The following is a 26,491-nucleotide window of genomic DNA, read 5'->3' on the forward strand; positions in this document are numbered from 1 at the left end:
CCGTCACGCGCGGCAGGCACCGCGCCGTTGACACGGCAGCTCCGATAACGATTACCGACTTTTTCGATTTCGAACACTTTATGGCATTTAACGTCACGCTCCGGCAAAGCGGCCGGCAGTTTCAGGTAGAACAGGACGAACCGGTGCTGAGCGCCGCCTTGCGCCAGGGTATTGGCCTACCGTACGGCTGCAAGAACGGCGCTTGCGGTTCCTGCAAGGGCACTGTGGTCAGCGGGGAAATCGAGCAGCGTGCGCATTCGTCGTCGGCTTTGTCGAACGACGAAAAAACGCGCGGCATGGCGCTCTTCTGCTGCGCGACTGCCTGCACCGATCTCGAAGTGGATATCCGCGAAGTGGCGGGCGTCGGCGACGTGCAGGTCAAGAAACTGCCGTGCCGCGTGAACGCGATCGAGCGCAAGGCCGACGACGTCGTCGTGCTGAAGCTGCAATTGCCCGCCAACGAGCGGCTGCAATATCTCGCCGGCCAGTACCTCGAATTCATTCTGAAAGACGGCAAGCGCCGCAGCTATTCGATGGCGAACGCGCCGCACACGGAAGGCCCGATCGAATTGCACATCCGTCACATGCCCGGCGGCGCCTTCACCGATCACGTATTCAACGCCATGAAGGAGCGCGACATTCTGCGCTTCGAAGCGCCGCTCGGCACGTTCTTCCTGCGTGAAGATTCGGAGAAGGCGATCGTGCTGCTCGCCTCGGGTACGGGCTTCGCGCCGCTGAAGGCGATCGTCGAGCACGCGGTGTTCAAGAACCTGAACCGGCCGATGACGCTCTACTGGGGCGCTCGTCGCAAGAAGGATCTGTATTTGCTCGAACTGGCCGAGCAATGGGCGCGCGAGATTCCGAACTTCAAGTTCGTGCCAGTGCTGTCGGAGCCGGACGCGGGCGACGCATGGACGGGCCGCGTCGGCTTCGTGCATCGCGCGGTGATCGAGGACTTGCCGGATCTGTCGGCGTACCAGGTGTATGCGTGCGGCGCGCCGGTGATGGTCGAGTCGGCGCAGCGCGATTTCACGCAGCATCATGGTCTGCCGGAAGACGAGTTCTACGCGGATTCGTTCACGAGCGCAGCGGATCTCGCGAACGCGGTTTGATGGGAGAGGCGTCGGCGCAGATGCGTCGATGCTCGCCATGCGGACTTCTGGAAGCGCGGCTATGCAAATGGCCGCGCTTCGCGCATTGATGATTTGCACCGGCGCAAGTCTCGATTCTGAGCTGAAGTACGTGCGCCTGATTCTCGAGCGCGGCATGCTCGGACCGCAGCATTTTATGCAATGCGGTGCGGCCATCGCTGCCGGCCGTTCCCAGATTCGAAGCCAGAAAATTCACCGCGTTCAGTGTGTCGAATAGCCGGTGACCATACACCGGTTCATGATGTGCGACGCGATTGCGTGTCTGGTAGATGCGCTCCAGTTGAACAGCGACCGCGGACCGGTCGATCCGCTTGTTCGGGAAAATTGGCTTCAACGCTGGTTTCCATAGCGTCTGTTCGTAATCGCGGGAAAAAAGGCGCTTCCAGAAGTACATCGTGAGTTGGGTAATCACCTTACCGCTTCTAACAGCGATCGCTTTTTGCCGCGCATCGACCCGATACTCATGTTCCAGGCCCGGCGGCACACCGCGACGAAACGCGGCTTGATCGAGTGCGCGCTTGTCGGAAGCTGTCAGCTTGGCATACGCTGCGCGCTGTGCACCGCGAACCGCCGCTTCGATCTTGCCTCGCTCCTCGTCCTTCCAGGCGACGGTGGACGACACAACCAGCCGTCTACGCCGAAGTGGTCGCCCAGCCTGTCGCACACCGCATTGCGCAGTGCTATTTCGACGACTGCCGTAACGCTCATCAACGCCCCGGCGAGTTGCAGCATCTGTTGATGAAGCGCAACGGCCGCGCGCGTCGTGCTCGCCATTGCGTGAAAAGTGCTCAGGCGCTCTCCGGAAAGCAGTGTTGCGACGGCTGAAATTTCCTGGTCTGTGAGATGGCCCATCGACGTGCGCCTCCTCGGCTTTTAGAATTGTCAGCGACAAGTCGGGATCAGCGTCGGCAGCTATCTTCGGATGGGCGGACCCCCGGCTTCCTGATTCAGAATGGGTGCTCAGTCGAGCGCCCATTTGCATTTCCAGCGGCCGTTCTTCGTGACCTGCCCCGCCCGCCGGGCAGGCGGTTCAAACGACCGCCGTCACATTTTAGTCAGCCGGACATCTCATAATCGGCAAGCAGCATGAACTCGCGCGATGGACAAAAATATCCCTCCGACGCAAATTCATGGTTTACACCAGCGCTTTCCTTGTCGTATTCTTTCGCGCATGAACCGCATCCAATCCGAACTTCGACGTCGCCGCTCGCCGCTCCCTTAGGGACGCCGCTGGCTTCGTCACGGATTCGCGCCACACAAAGGCGCAAGCTGTTCGAATCATGAAAGCCACGGCATGCCGTGGCTTTTCTGTTTTTCGGCCCCTGGTTTCGTAGTTGGCCAATCTTCATCCACCCTTCACCCCGCTGTCTGGAGCCTGCCGTCATGAATTTCAATGAATATCCGATCGAGTCGCTGATGTACATCACGAACCGGCCCGAAATCGTTTTCACGCACGGCAAAGGCTCGTGGCTCTACGACAATAACGGCAAGCGCTATCTGGATTTCATCCAGGGCTGGGCGGTCAACAGTCTCGGCCATTGCAACGACGGCATGATCGAAGCGCTGAACAAGCAGGCCAAGCTGCTGCTCAATCCGTCGCCGGCCTTCTACAACGAGCCGATGGCGCAACTCGCCGGCCTGCTCACGCAACACAGCTGCTTTGACAAGGTGTTCTTCGCAAACAGCGGCGCCGAAGCCAACGAAGGCGCGATCAAGCTCGCGCGCAAGTGGGGCAAGAAGTTCAAGGACGGCGCGTTCGAGATCATCACGTTCGATCACAGCTTCCACGGCCGCACACTCGCCACCATGTCGGCGAGCGGCAAGCCGGGCTGGGACACGATCTACGCACCGCAAGTGCCGGGCTTCCCGAAGGCGGATCTGAACGACATTGCATCGGTGGAGAAGCTCATCACCGCGAAGACCGTTGCCGTGATGCTCGAACCGATTCAGGGCGAAGGCGGCGTGATTCCCGCCACGCGCGAGTTCATGCAGCAACTGCGCGAGCTGACCAAAAAGCACAACCTGCTGCTGATCGTCGACGAAGTGCAAAGCGGCTGCGGTCGCGCCGGCACGCTGTTCGCATACGAGTTGTCGGGCATCGAGCCGGACATCATGACGCTCGGCAAGGGCATCGGCGGCGGCGTGCCTCTCGCGGCGCTGCTCGCGAAAGCGGACATCGCCGTGTTCGAAGCGGGCGATCAGGGCGGCACCTACAACGGCAATCCGCTGATGACCGCGGTCGGCTACTCGGTGATCTCGCAACTCACGGCGCCGGGCTTCCTCGAAGGCGTGCGGGCGCGCGGCGAGTATCTGCGCTCGAAGCTGCTGGAGTTGTCGGAAGAACGCGGCTTCCTGGGCGAGCGCGGTGAAGGCCTGCTGCGCGCACTGCTGCTCGGCAAGGACATCGGCAACCAGATCGTCGAAAAGGCGCGCGACATGCAACCCGACGGCCTGCTGCTGAACGCGGCGCGTCCGAACCTGCTGCGCTTCATGCCGGCGCTGAACGTGACGAACGAAGAAATCGACCAGATGATGGCGATGCTGCGTTCGATTCTCGACACGCTGTAATCGAACGGGACCGCGCGTATGACATCGAGCGCATCGTTATCGATCCGCCGCTTCGAAGCGAGCGACACCGATGCCGTGGTCGCACTGTGGCAGGAGGCCTTCCCGGAGTATCGGGACGTCACGAGGCCGCAGCGCAATCCGCATCTGTCGATCGCCAACAAGCTGGCGACGCAACCGGAACTGTTCTTTGTCGCGGTGCTCGGCGAGCGAATCGTCGGCACGGTGATGGGCGGCTACGACGGTCACCGCGGCTGGCTGTATTCGCTCGCGGTGGATGAGTCGCTGCGTCGTCATGGGATCGGCACGCGCCTCGTCGCGCATGTCGAAAACGCGCTGACGGAGCGTGGCTGCCCGAAGCTGAATCTGCAGGTGTTGTCCGCGAAGGCCGATGTGCGCGCGTTTTACGAGGCGCTCGGTTATCGCGCCGATGCGGTGGTCAGTCTCGGCAAGCGCCTGGGTGAATTCGCGGACGCGGTGCCTGCCGTATAAAGTATAAAGCCCCGCAGAATAGAGAAAGGCCGCATGCGTAGTTCACGCATGCGGCCTTTTTTCATAGGCAGAGCAAACTAACGGGGCTTATTCACCCAGATAAGCCGCCCGCACCTTCGGATCATCCAGCATCTGCTTCGCGTCCCCCGACATCGTCACCAGACCCGAGTCCATCACGTAGCCGCGATTCGCCGCCTGCAACGCCAGACGCGCGTTCTGCTCGACCAGCAGCACCGTCATGCCTTCCGCCGAGATCGCCCGCACCACTTCGAAGATCTTCTCGACCATGATCGGCGACAGGCCCATCGACGGCTCATCCAGCAGCAACAGCTTGGGACGCGAGATGATCGCGCGCGCCATCGCCAGCATCTGCTGCTCGCCGCCCGAAAGCGTGCCCGCGTATTGCGCCGCGCGTTCCTTCAGACGCGGGAAGAAGCCGAACATGCGATCGACGTCCGCCTTGATGCCGTCCGTGTCCGTACGCAGATAAGCACCCATCTGCATGTTCTCGACGATCGACATGCGCGCGAAAATACCGCGGCCTTCCGGCACCATCGCGAGACCCCGCTTGAGCAGCAGATGCGGCGGCACGCCCTTGATCGACTCGCCCATGTACTCGATGTCGCCGATCGTGTACGGCTTCAGACCCGTGATCGCCTTCATCGTCGTGGTCTTGCCCGCGCCGTTCGCGCCGATCAGCGTGACCAGCTCGCCCTGCGCGACCTCGAGGTCGATCCCCTTGACTGCCTGGATGCCGCCGTAATTGACCTGCAGGCCCTTGATTTTCAACATTGCCGTTGCCATTAGTGGACCCCCGCACCCAGATAAGCTTCGATCACCTTCGGATCCTTCTGCACGTCGTGCGGCAGACCCTGCGCGATCACCTTGCCGTAGTCGAGCACCGTCATCTGGTTGCACAGACCCATCACGAGTTTCACGTCGTGTTCGATCAGCAGGATCGTCTTGCCGTCCGCGCGGATCTTGTCGAGCAGCTTGGTCAGCTCGACCTTCTCCGTCGCGTTCATGCCGGCGGCCGGTTCGTCCAGCGCGAGCAGCTTCGGATCGGTCGCCAGTGCGCGGGCAATTTCCAGCCGGCGCTGGTGGCCGTACGACAGGTTGCGCGACGTGTAGTCCGCGTACTGCGCAATGCCGACGTACTCCAGCAGTTCAATCGCGCGTTCCTTGATCTCGCGCTCTTCCTTGCGCTCGGCCGGCGTCTGGAACACCGCGCCGATCAGGCCGTGTTTCGTGCGCACGTGACGTCCAACCATCACGTTTTCTAGCGCGGTCATGCCGCCGAACAGACGGATGTTCTGGAACGTGCGCGCGATGCCGGCCTTCGCCACCTGATACACCGCGGTCGGCGTATAGTTCACGCCGTCGAGCTTGAAGTCGCCCGAATCCGGCGTGTACAACCCCGTGATCACGTTGAAGAACGTCGTCTTGCCGGCGCCGTTCGGGCCGATCAGACCGTAGATCGTGCCTTCCTTGATCTCCAGTCCGACGTCGGACAATGCCTGCAAACCGCCGAAGCGCTTGTTGACGCCTTTCACGGACAGTCGAATGTTGTCGCTCATGTTTTTCTCTCCGGTCCGTTAAGCCCGTATCGGCTTCTTGCCGCTACGCTTCGACAGTTTCGCGATCTTGTCTTCGTGCTTGGGCGACGGCCACAAGCCTTCCGAGCGGTACAGCATGATCAGCACCATCGCGAGTGCGTAGACCAGCTGACGGATCACTTCCGTATCGACGATTTCATGGCCGAAGATCATGTTCTGCAGCGGACCCATCGTCGAGCGCAGGAATTCCGGCAGCACCGCGAGCAGCACCGCGCCGAGAATCACGCCCGGAATGTGGCCCATGCCGCCCAGCACCACGCACGCCAGCACGACGATCGACTCCGGCAGCGTGAACGATTCCGGCGACACGAAGCCCTGGAACGAGCCGAACATCGCGCCCGACAGGCCGCCGAACGACGCACCCATCGCGAACGCCAGCAGCTTCACGTTACGGGTGTTGATGCCCATCGCCTTGGCGGCGATTTCGTCTTCACGGATCGCGGCCCAGGCACGGCCGATACGCGAGTGCTGCAAACGCGTACACACCCAGATCACCAGCAGCGCGGCCAGCACGAACAGGTAGTAGTACGAGTACACCGACGGGAACTGGAAGCCGAACAGCGAGTGCGTTTGCGCGAGGCTGAAGTCGCCCACGTGCACCGGGTCGATCCCCGTGATCCCCTTCGGGCCGTTGGTGATATTCACCGGGCGGTCGAGGTTGTTCAGGAAGATCCGCACGATTTCCCCGAAGCCCAACGTCACGATGGCGAGGTAGTCGCCGCGCAGACGCAGCGTCGGCGCGCCGAGAATCACGCCGAAGAACGCGGCGACAGCCATCGCGCAGGGCACGATGATGAGAAACGGCACGTGCAGGCCATTCGGCGCGAGATGCGCGATCCACTCGAATTGCGACACCAGGTGCGGCGAGCTCAGCAGCGCGGCAGTGTAGGCGCCGACCGCGTAGAACGCGATGTAGCCCAAATCCAGCAGGCCGGCGAAGCCGACCACCACATTGAGGCCGAGCGCGAGCATCACGTACAGCATCGCGAAGTCGAGCACGCGGACCCAGTAGTTGCCGCCGGCCGTGCCGATGATCATCGGCGCCGCGATCACGAAGATCGCGGTGATGATGCCGACGGTCAGCGTCTTCGTCAGGTTCTTTTCAGGGATGAGCGTCGTGGACGGCTCGATCGGTTGAATTGAGGTCATGTCTGTTTTCTCCCGGGATCAGGCGCGATCCGCAACACGTTCGCCAAGCAGGCCCGACGGACGGAACACCAGCACGATGATCAGCACGATGAAAGCGAACACGTCCTGATAGTTACTGCCGAACACACCGCCGGTGAGGTTGCCGATATAGCCGGCGCCCAACTGTTCGATCAGGCCGAGAATCACGCCACCCACCATCGCGCCGCCGAGATTGCCGATACCGCCCAGCACCGCCGCGGTAAAGGCCTTCAGGCCGGGGATGAAGCCCATATAGAAGTGTGCGTTGCCGTATTCCGACGCGATCATCACACCGGCCAGAGCGGCGAGCGCCGAGCCGATCATGAAGGTGGCCGAGATCACGAAGTTCGGGTTCACGCCCATCAGCGAGGCATTGCCCGGGTTCTCGGCGATCGCCCGCATGGCGCGACCGAGCTTGGTCTTGTGCACCAGCAGCAGCAGGCCGCCCATCACGAGGAACGCCACCACGATGATCACGATTTCAGTCATCGAGATCACGGCGCCAGGCGTCGTGTCGGTGGCCTTGATCACGTTGAGCGGGTCGGTGGGCAACAGCTGCGGGAACGGCAGCGGGTTGCGCGACCAGATCATCATGGCCAGCGTCTGCAGCAGGATCGACACGCCGATCGCGGTGATCAGCGGTGCGAGACGCGGCGCTTTACGCAACGGCCGGTAGGCCACGCGCTCGATCGTGTAGCCGACTGCCGCGCACACAATGGCCGCGATGATCAGCGCGATGATGAGCGTCGGCACATTGCCGAGGCCGGGGAAGTGGTTCTGAAGCACGCCTATGGCTGAGAGCGCAACCATCGCGCCCACCATCAACACATCGCCGTGAGCGAAGTTGATGATGCCCAAGATGCCGTAAACCATCGTATAGCCCAGTGCGATGATGGCGTAAACGCTGCCAAGCACCAGCCCGTTGAGGACCTGCTGGATGAAAATATCCATTTAATGCTCCTTAGCCCGTGCGACTGGATTCGCGTTCTTCATCAGCCGGTGGGCGGTGATGCGGTACGCCAATCTCAACGGCACTGCGGGTACTGATGTAAAAGACCGGTAAGGGTTATCCGCTGCCGGTTCGCCTTGGCGACTGGATGACAGTCGCGGGCTTGCCTTGGGCGGATGCAAAAACGGCACCGTTGGGTGGTTTCGGTGCCGTCAGGCTGAACGTCCCGTCATCACATCTTCACGACGTCGAGAACTGCTTTTTTGCCGTCCTTGAAGTCGTAAAGCGTAATGGCGCCCTCTTTCAAATCACCCTTGTCGTCGAACGCGATGTGACCGATTACCCCGTTGTAATCAGTCGACGGCATCGCAGCCAGCACCTTGGGCGCCTCGATCGAATTAGCGCGCTTCATTGCATCGACAATCACGTACACAGCGTCATACGTGAACGGTGCGTAAATCTGCACCGGCGTGTGGAAGCGGTCCACGTACTTCTTCTCGAAGTCCGCTCCCTTGTCCATTTTCGAAAGCGCAAGTCCTGCCTCCGAACAGACCAGGTTTTGCACGGCGGTTCCCGCCAGCTCACCCACCTTGTCGGTACACACACCGTCGCCGCCAAGGATTTTTGCCCTGATACCGAGCGCCGCCGCCTGTTTGGTGAACGGCCCGCCCGTCGCGTCCATGCCGCCGAACATGATCACGTCCGGCTGAACACGCTTGATCTTTTTAAGGACGGCTTGAAACTCCGTAGCCCTGTCATTCGTGGATTCACGCGAGACGATCTTTGCCCCGCTCGCCTGGGCTGCTTTCGCAAACTCGTCGGCCAATCCCTTGCCGTAGACGCTCGAGTCGTCGACGATCGCGATGCGTTTCGCGTTAAGCACCTTCGTTGCGTAGTTGGCAAGCGCCGGCCCTTGCTGGGCATCGGTCGCGACCACACGATAAGTCGTCTTGAAACCTTGTTGCGTGTAACCCGGGTTCGTCGAAGACGGCGAGATTTGCACGATGCCGGCATCGCTATAGATCTTCGACGCAGGAATCGAGACACCCGAATTCAAGTGGCCGACCACGGCGACGACGTGATCGTCGACGAATTTTTCAGCGACCGCCGTTCCCGTTTTCGGGTCCGCGGCGTCGTCTTGTGCGTCGAGCTCCAACTGGATCTTGTGGCCGTCGATGGTCAAACCCTGTGTGTTGATTTCATCAACCGCCAAACGCGCGCCGTTTTCATTGTCTTTACCGAGGTGAGCAATGGGGCCCGTCAATGGGGCCGCATGACCGATCTTGACGATAGTCGCTTCGCTCGCCGGTGCCGCCGCGGCCGTAGCCGCCGACGCCCCCGCTCCCGCCTCGCCATCCTGTTTCTTGCCGCACGCGGTCAACATCGCAACCGCGGCCGCGATGGACACGGCGTAAGCAAATTTGACTCGCATTAAGTAGGTCTCCTGCGCCTTCCAAAAACTATTGTTCGGGGCCCTAAGGCCTTGAGAACGCGCGCATTGTAACTCCAATTTTGCGACGGGCAATATTGTTGAACCGGCAGGGTTTTCCTGCATTGCAACCTTATTTTGAGAGCGAAATCCGCTAATAGGCGCAACCCGGTTGCGATTATTTTTCGTGCATCAGTTGCACCAGCGCTGCACCCAATGGCATCAAGTGTTGCGGCGAATTCCCCCGACGCCCGATTGCACCGCGCTTGGCGTTAAGTATTACGTTTCCAGCAATATCGAGACGCACGCACTATCTTAGTGCGTCAAAAAACCGCGCAGCCCGTTTAGGTCTTATAAAACGGGGACGCATCGCTTATAAATCTATAAAAAACCGGATCACATTTCAAAGAAATTTGTGCGAGAGGACACCAAATTCAACACTTTTCTATGATCTGGCACTTTATTTAGTGCGAGCTTGTGCAAACTTGGAGATAAAAAAAGCGCGCCCTCGGGCGCGCTTTTCTTTCAGCAGTCGGCGGATCGTCAGGCCGGCAAACCCAGCCCGCGCGGCAACGGAAACGCGATGTTTTCCTCGATGCCGTCCAGCGCGCGCACGTTGCGCACGCCAAGCTCACGCAGCCGGGCGATCACCGCCTGCGCCAGCACCTCCGGCGCCGAGGCGCCGGCCGTCACGCCGATGCGGCGTTTGCCCTCGACCCAGACCGGATCGATCTGGTCGGGCGAGTCCACCATATAGGCCGGCACACCGAGCTTTTCCGCCAACTCGCGAAGCCGGTTGGAGTTTGAACTATTCGGGCTGCCGACCACGATCACGACATCGCACTGCGGTGCCATGAATTTCACCGCGTCCTGGCGGTTTTGCGTCGCGTAGCAGATGTCCTGCTTCTTCGGCTCGCGGATGGACGGGTATTTGGCCTTCAGGGCGCCGATGATCTCGGCGGCGTCGTCGACCGACAGTGTGGTTTGCGTGACGAAGGCGATCCGCTCGGGGTCGGCCAGTTGCAAGGCCTGCACGTCTTCGATGTCCTCCACCAGATGCATGCCCTCACCCGCCTGGCCCATCGTGCCTTCGACTTCAGGATGGCCTTTGTGGCCGATCATGACGATGTCGAAGCCGTCCTGGCGCATCTTCGCGACTTCGATATGCACCTTGGTGACGAGCGGACAGGTGGCGTCGTACACGCGCAGCCCGCGCGACTCGGCTTCCGAACGCACGGCCTTGGACACACCGTGCGCGCTGAAAATCACCGTATTGCCGGGCGGCACTTCTTCCAGCCGCTCGATGAAGATCGCGCCCTTCTTGCGCAGATCCTCGACAACGTAGGCGTTATGGACGATTTCGTGACGCACGTAGATCGGCGAGCCGTGCAGCTTGATAGCCCGCTCGACGATCTCGATCGCCCGGTCGACGCCGGCGCAGAACCCGCGCGGCTGCGCCAGCAGGATCTCGGTTTCAGCAAGAGTCGTATCCGTGATGCTCATGTTTACAGAATCCCGATGATTTTCACTTCAAACGCCAGCGCCTGGCCGGCAAGCGGGTGGTTGAAATCGAACAGGGCCGACGTTTCGCCGACTTCTTTCAGGACGCCGGCGTAGCGGCCGCCACCTGGCGCGTTGAATTCGACCAGGTCGCCCGGCGAAAAATCCTCGCCGATCATGCTGTTTTCCCGCAGCGTGGCCAACGACACGCGCTGGATCAATTCCGGATTGCGGGGACCGAACGCCTGCCCTGGCGCTAGCTGAAAGGTCGAATGGTGGCCCACCTTCAAACCTAGCAAAATATCTTCCAGCGGCGGCGCCAGTTGGCCGGCGCCGAGTAGCAGCGTGGCGGGTTTGTCGTTAAACGTATTGATGACTTCGGCGCCATCGGCAAGGGAAAGCCGGTAGTGAAGCGTCACGTGTGAACCGGGTTTCACTTCGGAAATGTCGATGATGCTCATGCAATGCTCGCTCAGTCGAAGCGCGCTGCACGCGTGCGCCGCTGGCGCAGTCGACGCGTGTGGCAAACCGTCGGGGTGCCGTGCGCAAAGCGTCTATTGTAAGCCACATAGCGGGCGGCGGCTTGCGTCCGTGGCGCCCCCAACTCGAAGCGGAGGACACTCTATATATGGCAGATCGCGCCACCCTATTTGACGAGGCAACCCCTGAAACGGCCGCCCCCGAGCCGTCGGCGCCCAACGTAGCGGCTTGCGGCGAGCCCGCGTCCCCGCCGCTCCTGCGGGGTAAATGGCTAAAAAACGACATGCCGCGCGAGCGGCTGCTCGAACTGGGGCCCGGCGTGCTTTCGGATACCGAGATGATCGTGCTGATACTCGGCTCCGGCCTGCCCGGCCACGACGTCTTCAGTGTCGCGCGCGCGTTGCTCGACCGTTTCGGCTCGCTGCGCGCGATGCTCGACGCGACCTACACGGATTTCGACGGCCTGCGCGGCATCGGCCCGGCGAAAAAGGCGCAGCTGCTGGCCATCATGGAAATGGCGCGGCGCTCGCTGGTCGAAAAAATGCGCTCGCGCTCGCTGATGAATTCACCCGAAGCCGTGGAAAACTACCTGCGCCTGCGGATCGGCGGCCGTCCGCAGGAAGTTTTCGTGTCGCTTTTCCTCGACGCCCGGCATCGGCTGATCCGCTGCGAAGAAAGCGCACAGGGCACGCTCACGCGCATGGCCGTGTATCCGCGCGAGATCGTGCGGCGCGCGCTGAGCCTGAATGCGGCCAGCCTGATCGTCGCGCATAATCACCCCTCCGGCGCCGTCCAGCCGAGCGCGAGCGACTGCCGTCTGACGCACACGCTGCGCGACGCCCTCACACTGATCGACGTGCAACTGGTCGATCACCTGGTGATCGGCACGGACAGCGTCTACTCCTTCGCCCGCGCCGGCTGGCCGTGAGACGGCATGAACCAGGGTCGCGCAGACGTTGCGTCGTGTCCGGCATCGCAAATAAGGTTTGATTTTGCGGCTTTTTTTCCGCTATAATTCCGGTTTGCCTATTTCCAACCCCCTGTTCCGAAGCCACCAAGGCGTTCCGGAAAGGAAACGTGCCTGAATTTCAGCGCGGCTCTTTTCGGGAAACTTTCACGGCGTTCGAACTCAGAATTAGCGTATTAGGAGTGCTCTCATGGCACGCGTATGCCAAGTAACTGGGAAAGCGCCGATGAGCGGCAACAACGTTTCCCACGCGAACAACAAAACCAAGCGCCGGTTCCTGCCGAACCTGCAAAACCGCCGCATTTGGGTGGAAAGCGAAAACCGTTGGGTGCGTCTGCGCGTTTCGAACGCCGGCCTGCGCCTGATCGACAAGAACGGTATCGACGCTGTGCTCGCAGATCTGCGCGCACGCGGTGAAGCCTAAGGAGTAAATCATGGCGAAAGGCGCACGCGACAAGATCAAGTTGGAATCGACCGCAGGCACGGGTCACTTCTACACGACGACCAAGAACAAACGCAACATGCCGGAAAAGATGCTGATCAAGAAGTTTGATCCGGTCGTCCGTAAGCACGTTGAGTACAAGGAAACCAAGATTAAATAAATCTTGGCTCCTGCCTGACGAAGGCAAAAGACATGCAAAAAAGCCTCGCATTCGTGCGAGGCTTTTTTGTTTTCAGCGTTCGCATGTTTCTGCTTTTGAGTTTCTACTTCTGTTTATTCGCCGACGCGAACAGTCTTATGTCGTTCGGCCAGCTTTCCCTCATCCGTCGCGGCGCGTATCCTTTCTCGTTTTAGCGGCGAGCAAATGGCACGCCGTCACCGCAAAACGAAAAGACGGAGATGTAGGCAATGGAATTCGATGTGGCGATTGTCGGTAGCGGTCTGGCTGGTTTGAGCGTCGCGCTCAATCTGGCGGAGACCCGGCGGGTGGCAGTGGTCGCCAAGCGATCGATGACCGAAGGCGCGAGCGACTGGGCGCAAGGCGGCATCGCCGCGGTTCTGGATTCGGCGGACAGCATCGAAAATCACGTGCGCGATACGCTGATCGCCGGCGGCGGGCTGTGCGACGAAGCGGCAACGCGCTTTATCGTCGAACACGGGCGTGCGGCGATCGAATGGTTGATCGAGCAAGGCGTGCCGTTCACCAAGGACGACGCCGCCGAGCTCGGTTTCCATCTGACGCGCGAAGGCGGTCATAGCCATCGCCGGATCATTCACGCTGCCGATGCAACGGGCCATGCCGTGGTGGCCACGCTCAGCGAGCGGGTGCGCCGTCACCCGAACATCACGCTGCTCGAAGATCACTACGCCATCGATCTGATCACGTCCGACCGCCTCGGCTTGCCAGGACGTCGTTGTCACGGCCTTTACGCGCTTGATCTGCAAAGCGGGCGCACCGTCACGATCGAGGCGCCCCACACCGTGCTCGCCACTGGGGGCGCGGGCAAGGTCTACCTCTACACCACGAATCCCGACACTGCGACGGGCGACGGCATCGCGATGGCGTGGCGGGCCGGCTGCCGCGTGTCGAATATGGAGTTCATCCAGTTCCATCCAACCTGCCTGTTCCATCCGTACGCGAAGTCCTTTCTGATTTCGGAAGCGGTGCGCGGCGAAGGTGGCATTCTCAAACTGCCGGACGGTACCCGCTTCATGCCGAATCACGACGAACGCGCCGAACTCGCGCCGCGCGACATCGTCGCGCGTGCGATCGACTTCGAAATCAAGAAGCGTGGCATCGATTGTGTGTATCTCGACATCAGCCATCAGCCGCCTGAATTCCTGCGTGAACACTTCCCGACGATTCTGGCGCGCTGCCAGGAATTCGGCATCGACATCACCAAGCAAGCGATTCCGGTCGTGCCGGCCGCGCACTACACGTGTGGCGGCGTCGTAACCGATCTGGCGGGCCGCACGGATCTGGCCGGCCTCTATGCGGTGGGCGAGACGTCATGCACGGGTCTGCACGGCGCGAACCGGCTTGCTAGCAATTCCCTGCTCGAGTGCCTCGTGATCGGACGCTCCGCCGCGCAGGCTATCGAGGAAGAAGGATTTAGCGCTGCCGTCCACGCACCGCTGCCCGATTGGGACGAAAGCCGCGTGTCCGATCCGGATGAGGAGGTCGTGGTTGCCCACAACTGGGACGAACTGCGCCGGCTGATGTGGAATTACGTCGGTATCGTACGGACCGACAAACGGCTCGCGCGAGCGAAGCACCGGCTCGCCCTGCTGCGCGACGAAATCCACGAGTACTACGCGAACTTCAAGGTGAGCCGCGACCTGCTCGAATTGCGCAATCTGGTGGACGTGGCATCGTTGATCGTCGAAGGCGCGCGTTCGCGGCGTGAAAGCCGCGGCCTGCACTTTAGCCGTGACTGGCCGGCGACCTTACCCAAGGCGCTGCCGACGGTGCTCTCACCGGAGCATGTGCGCAACCGCAACGTGTGATCGAGACCACCTGAAACAAAAAGGCCATCGCCGAAATGAACCGGCGATGGCCTTTTCTCCGATTGAATGCAAGTGATTGCGGACTTGGGCGTCAGACGATCCGCATCGAGTAATCCGTTGCGCGCACGTCTTTGGTCAGCGCGCCGATCGACACGCGATCGACACCGGTTTCCGCGATCGTACGCACCGTATCGAAGTTCACGCCGCCCGATACCTCCAGCACCGCGCGCCCCGCTGTGATGCGCACCGCTTCGCACATGGCATCGAACGAGAAATTGTCCAGCAGAATGGATTGCGCGCGATGAGCCAGCGCGGTCTCCAACTGCTCGAGCGTCTCGACTTCGATCTGGATTGAGACGCCTGCATTCAACGCCAATGCCGCGTCCATGGCCGCACCCACGCCGCCGGCCGCGGCAATGTGGTTTTCCTTGATGAGGATGCCGTCGTACAGCGCGAGCCGTTGATTCGCCCCACCGCCGACGCGCACTGCGTACTTCTGCGCGAGCCGCAAGCCCGGCAAGGTCTTGCGCGTGTCGAGAATGCGCGTGCGGGTATGTGCGACCGCATCGACATAACGGCGCGTCGCACTCGCCACGCCCGACAGCAGTTGCAGGAAGTTCAGCGCGTTGCGTTCCGCGGTCAACAACGCGCGAACGGGCCCGCGCATTTCGCACACCGTTGTGTCGGCCGTCATCAACTCGCCTTCGCGATAGCGCCACTGGACTTCGATACGCGGATCGACCTGGCGCATCACTGCTTCAAACCACGGCACGCCGCACAGCACGGCATCTTCGCGCACGATGATGCGTGCCTCGCGAACGTCGTCCGCGGGAACGAGGCGGCCTGTCTGGTCGCCCGGGCCGATGTCTTCGGCCAATGCATCGGCCACATTACGCGCCAGCGCGGCGTCGAATGCCTCGCCGTATTGTGCGTGAATTTCAGCGAACAGCGGCGACACCGCTTCGAGCTTGTTGCTTTCTACCGCGCCCATCAAGCCGCCCCCACATTCGAATACAGTTGCGCGTCGCGCGCGAGATCGCCACTCGCTTGCACCCGCTTCTTGTGGCGCGCCGCGAAGTCCAGCATCCGGTCGATCGGCAGACGCGCCCGCTCGCCGATCGCGCGATCGACGAAAATTTCGTTGTGGCCGCGCTCGAGCACGTCGGCAAGATTCGCGAGGCCGTTCATCGCCATCCACGGACAATGCGCGCAACTCTTGCAAGTCGCGCTGTTGCCGGCCGTCGGCGCGGCAATCAAGGTCTTGCCGGGTGCGGCGAGTTGCATCTTGTGCAAAATGCCGAGATCGGTCGCCACGATGAAATGCGTCGCGTCGAGTTTTTGCGCCGCGTCGATCAATTGCGTGGTCGAGCCCACCACGTCCGCTTGCGCAACCACGTTAGCCGGCGACTCCGGATGCACCAATACTTTCGCGCCCGGATATTCGGCGCGCAGCAGATCGAGTTCGATACTTTTGAACTCGTCGTGCACCAGACATGAACCCTGCCACAGCAGCATGTCCGCGCCGGTCTTGTTCTGGATATAGCTGCCGAGGTGCCGGTCCGGCGCCCAAATGATCTTTTCGCCGCGCGCATGCAGATCGGCAACGATCTCAAGGCCTATCGACGACGTCACCATCCAGTCCGCGCGCGCCTTCACCGCCGCGCTCGTGTTCGCATACACGACCACCGTGCGATCCGGATGCGCGTCGCAGAAAGCCGAGAATTCATCGACCGGACAGCCGAGATCAAGCGAACAGGTCGCGTCGAGATCCGGCATCAGAATGCGCTTGTCCGGACTCAGAATTTTCGCGGTCTCGCCCATGAAGCGCACACCCGCGACAACCAGCGTCTGCGCCGCGTGATCGCGCCCGAAGCGCGCCATCTCCAGCGAGTCGGCCACGCAGCCGCCGGTCTCGTCGGCCAGCTCCTGCAATTCCGCATCGACATAATAGTGCGCGACGAGCACTGCTTTCTCGCGCTCGAGCAATGCGCGGATACGTGCCTTCAGCGCCACCTTCTCCTCCGCCGACGGCACGTCGGGCACCTTCGCCCACGCCTGCCCGATCCCGCAGGTTGTGCCCTGCGCCTGCGGCCGGTCGTATTCCACGGCCCTGATCGCCTGCTGATCCATGATCTCCTCTGCCTTCGCTCTGCCGCCGCGGACTGTCAATCGCGTGTCATTGAAGTTTCCGCGGCCCAAAAAGCAAAACCCCGCCAACGCGGGGTTTTGTGACGTACTGAGATTTTAATGGATTTCGCTATCAGGCATAACGACGCAGTCGCATCGCAAACTCTTGCAGCGCTTTAATACCGCTCTGCTCAGCGCGATGACACCAGTCCTGCAACTGGATCAGCAACTGGTCGCGCGATGCATTGGAGCGCTCCCACATGGCGGCGAGCTCATTGCGCATGTCGATATAGGTCTTGAGCTTCTGGCTGTTCGCGAAGATTTGCGGCAGCTGGCGTTTCTGCGGCTCGTCGAGACCCGCTTCTTCCTTGTGGAACCAGCTACGCGCGCCGCGCATGACCTGATACTTCTCGCGCGCGCCGACTTCCTTCAAATGCGCCAGTTCCTGACGATACGCGCGCTTGAGCGCCTTGCCGTAACGCGCCATCACTTCGTAGCGGTTGGCCAGCACGGCTTGCAGCGTGTCCTGATCGAGCACCATCTTGCCAGTGGTCAGACGCGGCGTGGGCGCCACCTTCTTCACCTTGGCCAGACGGAATGCCGACATGATGCGGATGTACATCCAGCCGATGTCGAACTCGTACCACTTGTTCGACAGCTTGGCCGACGTCGCATACGTGTGGTGATTGTTGTGCAGCTCTTCGCCGCCGATGATGATGCCCCACGGGAAGATGTTGGTGCTGGCATCCGACGAATTGAAGTTGCGGTAGCCCCAGAAGTGCGCGAGGCCGTTGACCACGCCGGCGGCCCAGAAAGGGATCCACACCATCTGCACAGCCCAGATCGTCAGACCGACGACGCCGAACAGCGCGACGTTCAACACCATCATCAGGCTCACGCCGAGGATCGGGTACTTGGTGTAGACGTTGCGCTCCATCCAGTCGTTCGGCGTGCCGTGACTGAACTTGCGCATCGTTTCTTCGTTTTTCGCTTCGACGCGATAGAGTTCCGCGCCTTCGAGCAGCACCTTCCAGATGCCGCGCGTTTGCGGGCTGTGCGGATCTTCTTCGGTCTCGCACTTGGCGTGGTGCTTACGGTGAATCGCGGCCCACTGGCCGGTCAACATGCCCGTGGTCATCCACAGCCAGAAGCGGAAAAAATGACTGACGATCGGATGCAGCTCCAGCGCGCGGTGCGCCTGGCAGCGATGCAGATAGACCGTCACGCCGATGATCGTGATGTGCGTCGCGATCGCCGTGTACAGCACAAGTTGCCACCACGAGAAGTGCAACAGACCGTGGGCAAGGAAATCGAGCAAAGAATTCAACAAGGCAATTTACCTGTGGAACGAGAGACACCAGACACACGCAAAATGCGCGTGTCAAGAAAGTGAAAGCATACAGCGGGATTGGACGACATTCTACTTGAACCGTTCCAAGTGTTTGTAACAAATAGGGATTTTTTGTGCGGCATCAACAAAAGGAACGCGCCGAAGGTCTTTCTAAGACCCACTGGCGCGCTCAAAGTGCCCGTCAGCGCGCGCTGTCGGACGGATTGACTGCCGGAGCAGTCATTGTTACCGGCTGCGGCATGGCGTCGCCCATGTTGCCGACGATTCGCACTTCGCGTTGCGCGAGGGGAATTGAAACGTCGTGCTCGGAGAACAGACGCCAGATATTGCGGTTGACGGCCGAGCGCACGCCCGAGGTTCCGGTGGCCGCGTCCTCGATCCAGAAACCTAGTTCGAGGTTGATGCCGTCTGAGCCGAAACCCGCCAGATAAGCTGTCGGCGCCGGCTCCTGCAGCACGCGCGGTACGCCCTGAGCGGCCTGCGCAAGCAGCGCCATGGCCTGCTCGACGTCGGACGTGTACGCGACCTGCACGGCCGCCTTTGCATGGCCGCGCGTCAGGTACGACGACTGGTTTTGCACCACGTCCGTGATCAGTTTTTCGTTCGGAATCAGCGTTTCGATGCCGTCCAGCCCGCGCACCACGGTGTAGCGCGTGCGAATCTGCGTGACCATGCCCTGCAGGCCGCCCACGTTGATCGTGTCGCCAATGCGCAGCGAGCGGTCGATCAGGATGATGAAGCCCGACACGTAATTGCTGGCGATCTTCTGCAGGCCGAAGCCGAGACCGACGCCCAGCGCGCCGCCGAACACGCCCAGCACCGTGATATCGATGCCGACCAGCGACAGGCTGATCAGCACCGCCGCCAGCACGAACGCCGCCCGGCCGACCCGCGCCACGACCACCTTCAGGTTGGCATCGAGCGTCTTCGAGCGCATCAGGCGGTCTTCGAAGGTGGAGCCGAGCCACATCGCGACGATCATCGTCACGCACACCCACAGCAGGCCCGAGATGAGCGAGAGCAGCGTCAGATGCGCGTTGGCGACGCTGAAATGGACCCCGGCCATCCACGTGATCACGTCGTCCTGGATGCCCATCACCGTGAGCACCATGCCGATCCAGACCACCGTCGAGACGATCCTCTCGACGAGGAACAGCACCGGGTGCGTCTCGCCGTCGTGGCTGAACACCCGTCGCGCGAAGAAAAACACGATGTAAATCAAGCCGATGCCGAAGAGCGGCACCAGCGCCAGATCGAGCAGCGCGGTATGCATGAACTGGCCGGTGATCGACCGCGCAAGCCACACGAGGGCCGCGCCGATCAACGGGAAGAACGCGCGGTTCAGGCTTTCCGCGCCGAAGCGCAGCGTCTGGTAACGCGTCTGGCGGCGCAGATCCAGCGCACGGCGCAACACGCGCGCGACCAGCCACGCGATCGCGAGCGTCGCGACCAGCACGCCGACCTGCCACAGCATCACGGGCTGGCCGAAGTCGCGTGCGAGGTCGCTGAACATATGAGGAAAAAGACGGTTTTGCATGATGTCGCCGAAATCGCCGGCGCACGGCCGGGTTCAGGAATCGAACTCGCGCGCGCCGGCAAAAGCCTGTTGCGCTTAGCTCTGGCGTTCCAGCACGGCGGCGAAGAAGCCGTCGGTTGCGTGGCGGTGCGGCCACAGCGAAAGGTAATCGCCCATTTCCAGATCGATGCGCTGCTCGGCCAGCACGTCGCGCGCGGGCACCACCGCGAAATCCGGATGGTCGGCGAGGAACTGCTGCACCACCGCTTCGTTTTCGGCCTCCAGAATCGAGCAGGTGGCGTAGACGAGGCGGCCGCCCTTCTTCACCAGACGCGCGGCGCTGGCCAGAATCGACGCCTGCTTCGGCGCCAGTTCGGCCACCGATTCCGGCGACTGGCGCCACTTCAGGTCCGGGTTGCGGCGCAGCGTGCCCAAGCCGCTGCACGGTGCGTCGACCAGCACGCGGTCGATCTTGCCCGCGAGCCGCTTGATCTTGGCGTCGTGTTCACTGTCGATCAGTACCGGATTCACGTTCGACAAACCGCTGCGCGCAAGGCGCGGCTTGAGCTTGGCGAGGCGCCGCTCGGAGATGTCGAACGCATAGAGCCGGCCGGTGGAACGCATTGCCGCGCCCAGCGCCAACGTCTTGCCGCCCGCGCCCGCGCAGAAGTCGACGATCATTTCGCCGCGTTTGGGCGCGACCAGCGAGCACAACAGCTGGCTGCCTTCGTCCTGCACTTCGAGCCAGCCGTGCTGGAACGCGTCGAGCTTGGTGAGCGGCGGCTTGCCGACCACGCGCACGCCGAACGGCGCGAACGGCGTCGCGCCGCCCTCGATGCCGGCCTTCGACAGCGCGTTCAACACGTCGTCGCGGCTCGCTTTGATCGGGTTCGCGCGCAGATCCAGAGGCGCCGGGTAGTTCAGCGCGGCGGCCAGTTGCGCCAGTTCGTCGGGCTCGAAGCGCTTGCTGAGCGCCTGGTATATCCAGTCGGGCAGATTCAGGCGAATCCGCAGCGGCAGGCTTTCCGGGTCGATCTTCGACACGTGTTCGAGCCAGCTCAACTCCTGTTCCGACACGAACGGCTTGAGCGCGTTACGCCCCGCCGTCTGCATCAGACCGAGCAGCGCCATGCGGCGCGCCGGGCTGCCCGCGCCGCCTTCGGCCAGATGGGCGAATTCCATCCGGCGACGCAGCACCGCGAAAACGGCCTCGGCGATCACGCCGCGTTCGCCGTGCCCGAGCTTCGGATGCGCGCGGAAGAAACGGCTCGTGGTAGCGTCGGCAGGGCCGTTGAGTCTTAGGACTTCAGCCAACAAAGTCTCAGTTTGTCCAATCAAAAAACCATGCAATCTCATGCGCCCTCTCCGGCGGTGTGACCGGCAAAGAGCCATTGCGGCTCCGGCGGCGTAAGCGTGACACGCAGGCCATCCAGAGCAAGACGCCCTTCGACGAACCAGCGCACCGCGCGTGGATAAATGATGTGTTCGGTTGCCAGCACGCGTTCGGCGAGCATGGCTGGGGTGTCGCCTGTTTCCACGGGAACCGCCGACTGCGCGACGATCGGCCCGTGATCGAGTTGCGACGTGACAAAATGCACGGACGCGCCGTGCAGCCGCACGCCCGCGTCGAGCGCCTGCTGATGGGTTTTCAGTCCCGGAAAGCTCGGCAGCAGCGACGGATGCACGTTCAGCATGCGACCGGCGTAATGATCGACGAAACCGGCTGTCAGCACCCGCATGAATCCAGCGAGCACCACCAGGTCGGGGGCGAAACTATCGATTTCTTTGGCGAGCGCGGCGTCGAAGCTGTCTCGGTCCGGAAACTGGCGGTGGTCGACCACCGCCGTGGCAATACCGTGCGACGCCGCGAACGCAAGGCCCGCGGCATCAGGACGGTTGGCAATCACGGCGGCGACTTGCGCCGGCCAGGCCTCGTCCGAGCAGGCTCGAACGATGGCTTCCATGTTGCTTCCCCGTCCGGAAATCAGGATGACGAGTTTTTTCATCCGCGGATTTTATCATTCGGGAACACCGAAACCGCGACGCGCCGCCGTCCGCTGCGCTGAACGTTTATAATCGTTTGTTTTGCGGCACTCCGCCCGCTCCACCTCAAACCCGCTATCGTGAGAGTCTTCCGCGGTCTTCCCAATGCTGAAAGCCGTGCGCCTTGCGCACTGACCATCGGCAACTTCGACGGTGTCCACCGCGGCCATCAGGCTTTGCTCGCCCATGTGCGCGCCGCCGCCGATGCACGCGGCCTGCCCGTCTGCGTGATGACCTTCGAGCCGCACCCGCGCGAGTTCTTCAACCCGGCGGGCGCGCCGCCGCGTATCGCCATGCTGCGCGACAAGCTCGAGGCGCTGCGCACCAACGGCGTCGACCGGGTGGTGGTCGAGCACTTCAACCACACGTTCGCGAGCCAGTCGCCGGACACGTTCGTCGAACGGATCATCGTCAACGGGCTGCACGCGCGCTGGGTCATGATCGGCGACGACTTCCGCTACGGCGCGAAGCGCGCGGGCGACTTCGGGTCGCTCAAGGCCGCGGGGCAGCAATACGGTTTCGAGGTCGAGCAGATGGCTACCGTGGCCGATCCGTCGGGCGCGCGCATTTCCAGTTCGGGCGTGCGCGCCGCGCTGGTGGCGGGCGACCTCGACTCGGCGCGCGCCGCGCTGGGCCGCGACTATCTGATCAGCGGCCATGTCGTGCACGGCATGAAGCTCGGTCGCGATCTCGGCTTTCCCACGCTCAATCTGCCGATCGCCCACAAACGTCCGGCGCTCGCGGGCATTTTCGTGGTGCGCGTTCACGGCGTGGCGGACGAACCGCTGCCGGGCGTCGCGAGCCTCGGCCTGCGCCCCACGGTGGATGATTCCGGCCGCGTGCTGCTCGAAGTTCACCTGCTTGACTGGCACGGCGACGCGTATGGCAAACTCGTGCGCGTCGAATTCCTGAAGAAGCTGCGCGACGAGGAAAAGTACGTCGACCTCGAAACGCTAACCGCCGCCATCAAGCGCGACGTCGTCAACGCGCGCGCGTGGTTCGCGGCCGTCGGCGCCGACACGCCGGGCAGCCGCTCCACCGGCTTCTCCACCTCGGCCACTGATCGAATTAGATAACCGCCGTGGTCCGTGCAGGCGCTCAAGCGCCGCGTGTGTGGACCCTCGCCGCGCGCATCGAAAGGCGTCCGTGGATCACGCGACATGCCTGCCGGGCGCGCCCAACGCCCTCGCGCATCGTGCGCATTCCGCGCCCTGCTGCGCATAGAAAGAATTCACCGCGACCTCATCATGAGCAACAAGAAAGCCGATTCGAAACCGCAGTCACGCTACCCGGTCAACCTGCTCGACACGCCGTTCCCGATGCGCGGCGACCTGCCCAAGCGCGAGCCGCAATGGGTCAAGGAATGGCAGGAACGCAAGGTCTACGAGAAGATCCGCGCCGCCTCCAAGGGCCGCAAGAAGTTCATCCTGCACGACGGCCCGCCGTATGCGAACGGTGACATCCACCTCGGCCACGCGGTGAACAAGATCCTGAAGGACATGATCGTCAAGGCGCGCAATCTGGCGGGCTTCGACGCGGTCTACGTGCCGGGCTGGGATTGCCACGGCATGCCGATCGAAATCCAGATCGAAAAGCAGTTCGGCAAGTCGCTGCCGGCCGCCGAAGTCATGCAGAAGGCGCGTGCCTACGCAACCGAGCAGATCGAGAAGCAGAAGGTCGGCTTCCGCCGGCTGGGCGTGCTCGGCGACTGGGACAACCCGTACAAGACCATGAACTTCACGAACGAAGCCGGCGAAATCCGCGCGCTCGCGAAGATCATGGAAAAAGGCTACGTGTTCCGCGGCCTGAAACCGGTGAACTGGTGTTTCGACTGCGGCTCGGCGTTGGCCGAAGCGGAAGTCGAATACAAGGACAAGACCGATCCGACCATCGACGTACTGTTCAGCTTCGCCGAACCGGAAAAGACCGCGCAAGCGTTCGGTTTGAATGCGCTGCCGCGCAACGAAGGCGGCATCGTAATCTGGACCACCACGCCGTGGACCATCCCCGCCAACCAGGCGCTGAACCTGCATCCGGAAATCGTCTACGCGCTGGTCGACACGCCGCGCGGCCTGCTGATCCTCGCCGAAGAGCGCGTTGAAGCCTGCCTGAAGCTGTACGGCCTGGAAGGCACGATCGTCGCCACCACGCCGGGTGCAAAGCTGGTCAACCTGCGCTTCAACCACCCGCTCGCGTCCGCGCATCCTGGTTACAAGCGCACGGCGCCGGTGTATCTCGGCGACTATGTGACGACCGAAACGGGTACGGGTATCGTGCACTCGTCGCCGGCGTACGGCGTGGAAGACTTCGTGTCGTGCAAGGCGCACGGCATGGCGGACTCGGACATCATCAATCCGGTGATGGGCGACGGCCGTTATATCGAATCGCTCGCGCTGTTCGGCGGCCTGTCGATCTGGGCGGCCAACCCGCAGATCGTCGAAGCGCTGCAAGGCGCCGGCTCGCTGATGCGCACCGAGAAGTACACGCACAGCTACATGCACTGCTGGCGCCACAAGACACCGATCATCTACCGCGCGACGTCGCAATGGTTCGCCGGCATGGACGTGCAGCCGAACGACACCGACAAGACGCTGCGCGAGACCGCGCTCGAAGGCATCGAAAACACCGCCTTCTATCCGGCGTGGGGCAAGCAGCGCCTGTTCAGCATGATCGCCAACCGGCCGGACTGGACGCTGTCGCGTCAACGCCAATGGGGCGTGCCGATGGCGTTCTTCGTGCACAAGGAAACCGGCGAACTGCATCCGCGTACGCTGGAGTTGCTCGAAGAAGTCGCGCAACGCGTCGAGAAGGCCGGCATCGAAGCCTGGCAAACCCTCGACCCGCGCGAGCTGATCGGCGACGACGCCAACATGTACGAAAAGAACCGCGACACGCTGGACGTGTGGTTCGACTCGGGCACCACGCACTGGCACGTGCTGCGCGGCTCGCACAAAGACGAACTGCAATTCCCGGCCGACCTGTATCTGGAAGGCTCGGACCAGCACCGCGGCTGGTTCCACTCGTCGCTGCTGACCGCTTCGATGCTCGACGGCCGTCCGCCGTATAACGCGCTGCTCACGCACGGCTTCACCGTGGACGGCGAAGGCCGCAAGATGAGCAAGTCGCTCGGCAACGGTATCGATCCGCACGAAGTGGCGAACCGCCTCGGCGCGGAAATCATCCGCCTGTGGATCGCGTCGACCGACTATTCGGGCGAGCTGGCGATCTCGGAAGAAATCCTGAAGCGCGTGACGGAAGGCTATCGCCGTATCCGCAACACGCTGCGCTTCCTGCTCGCGAACCTGTCGGACTTCGACTTCGCGCAGCACGCGCGTCCGGTCGAAGACTGGCTCGAGATCGACCGCTATGCGGTGGCGCTGTCGGCGAATCTGCAAAACGACATCCTCTCGCACTACGACAAGTACGAATTCCACCCGGTGGTCGCCAAGCTGCAGACGTTCTGCTCGGAAGACCTCGGCGGCTTCTATCTGGACGTGCTGAAAGACCGCCTGTACACGACCGCGGCGGACTCCGTCGCTCGCCGTTCGGCGCAGACCGCGCTGTATCACATCGCGCACGGCCTGCTGCGTCTGATGGCGCCGTTCCTGTCGTTCACCGCCGAAGAAGCGTGGAAGATCTTCCAACCGAACAGCGAGACGATCTTCACTGAGACGTATCACGCATTCCCGGCCGTGCCCGAAGCCGGCGCCCTGCTCGACAAATGGACGCTCCTGCGCGCCGCGCGCAGCGACGTGACCAAGGCGCTGGAAGAAGCGCGCGTGGCGAACCTGATCGGCTCGTCCTTGCAGGCGGAAGTCGAAATCCGTGCGAGCGGCGCGCGCTACGACGCGCTCACGAGCCTCGGCGACGACCTGAAGTTCGTGCTGATCACGTCGGCGGCGAGCGTCGTGAAGGTCGACAGCGAAGCGGAAGAAGGCGTCGAAGTCATCGCCTCGAAGTATCTGAAGTGCGAACGCTGCTGGCACTACCGCGCGGACGTCGGCGCGAATGCCGAGCACCCCACGCTGTGCGGCCGCTGCTTCAGCAATCTGTTCGGCAACGGTGAAATCAGGAGCGCGGCATAATGGCGAGAACCATGTCGAAAACCGCGCCGAAAACATCTGCTGCAAACGGTTCGCTGGCGCCCTGGCTCGGCGTCGCGTTGATCGTCATCCTGTTCGATCAGTTGACGAAAATCGCGGTCCAGAAAGTGTTCGCCTACGGTGTCGCGCATGAGGTCACGTCGTTTTTCAACCTGATCCTCGTGTACAACCGCGGCGCGGCATTCAGTTTTCTCGCGATGGCGGGCGGCTGGCAACGCTGGGCGTTCACCGCGCTCGGCGTCGTGGCCGCGCTGGTGATCTGCTACCTGCTCAAGCGCCACGGCGGGCAGAAAATGTTCTGCACGGCGCTCGCGCTGATTCTCGGTGGCGCGCTCGGCAACGTGATCGACCGGCTCGCGTATGGCCACGTGATCGACTTCCTCGATTTCCACGTACGCACGTGGCACTGGCCGGCGTTCAATCTCGCCGACAGCGCGATCACGATCGGCGCGGTGCTGCTCGTGCTCGACGAACTGCGGCGCGTGCGCGGCGCGCGCTGACAGCGCGCGCTGGCGTTTGCGCACCAGTACGCTTTGAAAGACATGGCGGCGGGGACGCAACGCCTCGCTGCCCGCCACCACGCTTA

25 protein-coding genes are annotated in these 26,491 nt (G+C 62.2%); 10 read left to right on the forward strand and 15 right to left on the reverse strand.

Annotation, left to right across the window (positions count from 1 at the left end):
* Positions 1-80 precede the first annotated feature (80 nt).
* Complete coding sequence (locus P0D96_RS26710) at positions 81-1,112, forward strand: CDP-6-deoxy-delta-3,4-glucoseen reductase (RefSeq protein ID WP_408316344.1); 1,032 nt, start codon at positions 81-83, stop codon at positions 1,110-1,112.
* Here P0D96_RS26710 and P0D96_RS26715 read toward each other — a convergent pair.
* Both P0D96_RS26715 and P0D96_RS26720 read right to left on the reverse strand, forming a co-directional pair.
* On the reverse strand, positions 1,078-2,127 hold the full coding sequence (locus P0D96_RS26715) for a hypothetical protein (protein WP_408316346.1): 1,050 nt from the start codon (positions 2,125-2,127) through the stop codon (positions 1,078-1,080). The two genes, P0D96_RS26710 and P0D96_RS26715, sit on opposite strands and share 35 nt — an antisense overlap.
* Before the next feature lie 79 nt (positions 2,128-2,206).
* The gene (locus P0D96_RS26720; protein WP_408286824.1) at positions 2,207-2,500 is read right to left on the reverse strand and encodes a hypothetical protein; all 294 of its coding nucleotides are present in this window, start codon (positions 2,498-2,500) and stop codon (positions 2,207-2,209) included.
* Between the two features lie 34 nt (positions 2,501-2,534).
* On the opposite strand from P0D96_RS26720, the gene P0D96_RS26725 reads away from it, so the two are divergent.
* Together P0D96_RS26725 and P0D96_RS26730 are read left to right on the forward strand one after the other, a co-directional pair.
* Positions 2,535-3,719, forward strand: a complete 1,185-nt coding sequence (locus tag P0D96_RS26725; RefSeq protein WP_408179787.1) for an acetylornithine transaminase — start codon at positions 2,535-2,537, stop codon at positions 3,717-3,719.
* A gap of 18 nt (positions 3,720-3,737) precedes the next feature.
* Entirely contained in the window at positions 3,738-4,208 is a 471-nt protein-coding gene (locus P0D96_RS26730) for a GNAT family acetyltransferase (protein ID WP_132373398.1), read from the forward strand.
* Between the two features lie 87 nt (positions 4,209-4,295).
* On the opposite strand, the gene P0D96_RS26735 is transcribed toward P0D96_RS26730, so the two are convergent.
* The 7 genes from P0D96_RS26735 to P0D96_RS26765 all read right to left on the reverse strand — a co-directional run bounded on the left by P0D96_RS26735 (position 4,296) and on the right by P0D96_RS26765 (position 11,330).
* The gene (locus tag P0D96_RS26735; RefSeq protein WP_116139411.1) at positions 4,296-5,012 is read right to left on the reverse strand and encodes an ABC transporter ATP-binding protein; all 717 of its coding nucleotides are present in this window, start codon (positions 5,010-5,012) and stop codon (positions 4,296-4,298) included.
* Complete coding sequence (locus P0D96_RS26740) at positions 5,012-5,785, reverse strand: ABC transporter ATP-binding protein (RefSeq protein ID WP_132373397.1); 774 nt, start codon at positions 5,783-5,785, stop codon at positions 5,012-5,014. Before P0D96_RS26740 ends, P0D96_RS26735 begins: the two co-directional genes overlap by 1 nt.
* 18 nt (positions 5,786-5,803) lie before the next feature.
* Entirely contained in the window at positions 5,804-6,973 is a 1,170-nt protein-coding gene (locus P0D96_RS26745) for a branched-chain amino acid ABC transporter permease (protein WP_408179788.1), read from the reverse strand.
* A gap of 18 nt (positions 6,974-6,991) precedes the next feature.
* Positions 6,992-7,942: a branched-chain amino acid ABC transporter permease gene (locus P0D96_RS26750; protein WP_012434109.1), complete on the reverse strand. Its 951-nt coding sequence runs from the start codon at positions 7,940-7,942 to the stop codon at positions 6,992-6,994.
* 230 nt (positions 7,943-8,172) lie between these two features.
* Entirely contained in the window at positions 8,173-9,372 is a 1,200-nt protein-coding gene (locus P0D96_RS26755; protein ID WP_408179841.1) for a branched-chain amino acid ABC transporter substrate-binding protein, read from the reverse strand.
* A 540-nt stretch (positions 9,373-9,912) separates the two neighbouring features.
* Complete coding sequence (ispH, locus tag P0D96_RS26760; protein ID WP_132373394.1) at positions 9,913-10,872, reverse strand: 4-hydroxy-3-methylbut-2-enyl diphosphate reductase; 960 nt, start codon at positions 10,870-10,872, stop codon at positions 9,913-9,915.
* A gap of 2 nt (positions 10,873-10,874) precedes the next feature.
* Entirely contained in the window at positions 10,875-11,330 is a 456-nt protein-coding gene (locus tag P0D96_RS26765) for an FKBP-type peptidyl-prolyl cis-trans isomerase (RefSeq protein ID WP_075302429.1), read from the reverse strand.
* Between the two features lie 167 nt (positions 11,331-11,497).
* Between P0D96_RS26765 and radC the strand changes: the two genes are divergently transcribed.
* The 4 genes from radC to nadB all read left to right on the forward strand — a co-directional run bounded on the left by radC (position 11,498) and on the right by nadB (position 14,765).
* Positions 11,498-12,277, forward strand: a complete 780-nt coding sequence (gene radC, locus P0D96_RS26770; RefSeq protein WP_408316348.1) for a RadC family protein — start codon at positions 11,498-11,500, stop codon at positions 12,275-12,277.
* Between the two features lie 229 nt (positions 12,278-12,506).
* Entirely contained in the window at positions 12,507-12,740 is a 234-nt protein-coding gene (rpmB, locus tag P0D96_RS26775; protein WP_007180631.1) for a 50S ribosomal protein L28, read from the forward strand.
* Between the two features lie 10 nt (positions 12,741-12,750).
* The gene (gene rpmG / locus P0D96_RS26780; protein ID WP_007180630.1) at positions 12,751-12,918 is read left to right on the forward strand and encodes a 50S ribosomal protein L33; all 168 of its coding nucleotides are present in this window, start codon (positions 12,751-12,753) and stop codon (positions 12,916-12,918) included.
* Positions 12,919-13,166: 248 nt separating this feature from the next.
* Complete coding sequence (gene nadB, locus P0D96_RS26785) at positions 13,167-14,765, forward strand: L-aspartate oxidase (protein WP_408179791.1); 1,599 nt, start codon at positions 13,167-13,169, stop codon at positions 14,763-14,765.
* A 91-nt stretch (positions 14,766-14,856) separates the two neighbouring features.
* Here nadB and nadC read toward each other — a convergent pair whose 3' ends face one another.
* The 6 genes from nadC to purN all read right to left on the reverse strand — a co-directional run bounded on the left by nadC (position 14,857) and on the right by purN (position 21,765).
* Positions 14,857-15,756: a carboxylating nicotinate-nucleotide diphosphorylase gene (gene nadC / locus P0D96_RS26790; protein WP_408316350.1), complete on the reverse strand. Its 900-nt coding sequence runs from the start codon at positions 15,754-15,756 to the stop codon at positions 14,857-14,859.
* Positions 15,756-16,895 carry a quinolinate synthase NadA gene (gene nadA / locus P0D96_RS26795; protein WP_408316352.1) on the reverse strand — a complete coding sequence of 380 codons (1,140 nt, stop codon included), beginning with the start codon at positions 16,893-16,895 and terminating at the stop codon, positions 15,756-15,758. The genes nadC and nadA overlap by 1 nt, the downstream gene beginning before the upstream one ends.
* A 130-nt stretch (positions 16,896-17,025) precedes the next feature.
* Positions 17,026-18,222: a DesA family fatty acid desaturase gene (locus P0D96_RS26800; protein WP_132373390.1), complete on the reverse strand. Its 1,197-nt coding sequence runs from the start codon at positions 18,220-18,222 to the stop codon at positions 17,026-17,028.
* 202 nt (positions 18,223-18,424) lie between these two features.
* Complete coding sequence (locus P0D96_RS26805) at positions 18,425-19,780, reverse strand: mechanosensitive ion channel family protein (protein WP_408316354.1); 1,356 nt, start codon at positions 19,778-19,780, stop codon at positions 18,425-18,427.
* Positions 19,781-19,855: 75 nt separating this feature from the next.
* Positions 19,856-21,115, reverse strand: a complete 1,260-nt coding sequence (locus P0D96_RS26810; RefSeq protein WP_408316355.1) for an RsmB/NOP family class I SAM-dependent RNA methyltransferase — start codon at positions 21,113-21,115, stop codon at positions 19,856-19,858.
* A complete protein-coding gene (gene purN / locus P0D96_RS26815; protein WP_132373387.1) occupies positions 21,112-21,765 on the reverse strand; it encodes a phosphoribosylglycinamide formyltransferase in 654 nt (217 codons plus the stop codon). Before purN ends, P0D96_RS26810 begins: the two co-directional genes overlap by 4 nt.
* A 117-nt stretch (positions 21,766-21,882) precedes the next feature.
* Here purN and P0D96_RS26820 point away from each other — a divergent pair, with 117 nt between their 5' ends.
* From P0D96_RS26820 to lspA, 3 genes are all read left to right on the forward strand, one after another.
* On the forward strand, positions 21,883-22,878 hold the full coding sequence (locus P0D96_RS26820) for a bifunctional riboflavin kinase/FAD synthetase (protein ID WP_408179796.1): 996 nt from the start codon (positions 21,883-21,885) through the stop codon (positions 22,876-22,878).
* A gap of 171 nt (positions 22,879-23,049) precedes the next feature.
* A complete protein-coding gene (gene ileS / locus P0D96_RS26825) occupies positions 23,050-25,887 on the forward strand; it encodes an isoleucine--tRNA ligase (RefSeq protein ID WP_408316358.1) in 2,838 nt (945 codons plus the stop codon).
* A complete protein-coding gene (lspA, locus tag P0D96_RS26830; protein ID WP_408316360.1) occupies positions 25,887-26,405 on the forward strand; it encodes a signal peptidase II in 519 nt (172 codons plus the stop codon). Before ileS ends, lspA begins: the two co-directional genes overlap by 1 nt.
* Positions 26,406-26,491 lie beyond the last annotated feature (86 nt).

The organism is Paraburkholderia sp. RL17-347-BIC-D (assembly GCF_046027915.1).
GTDB lineage: Bacteria > Pseudomonadota > Gammaproteobacteria > Burkholderiales > Burkholderiaceae > Paraburkholderia.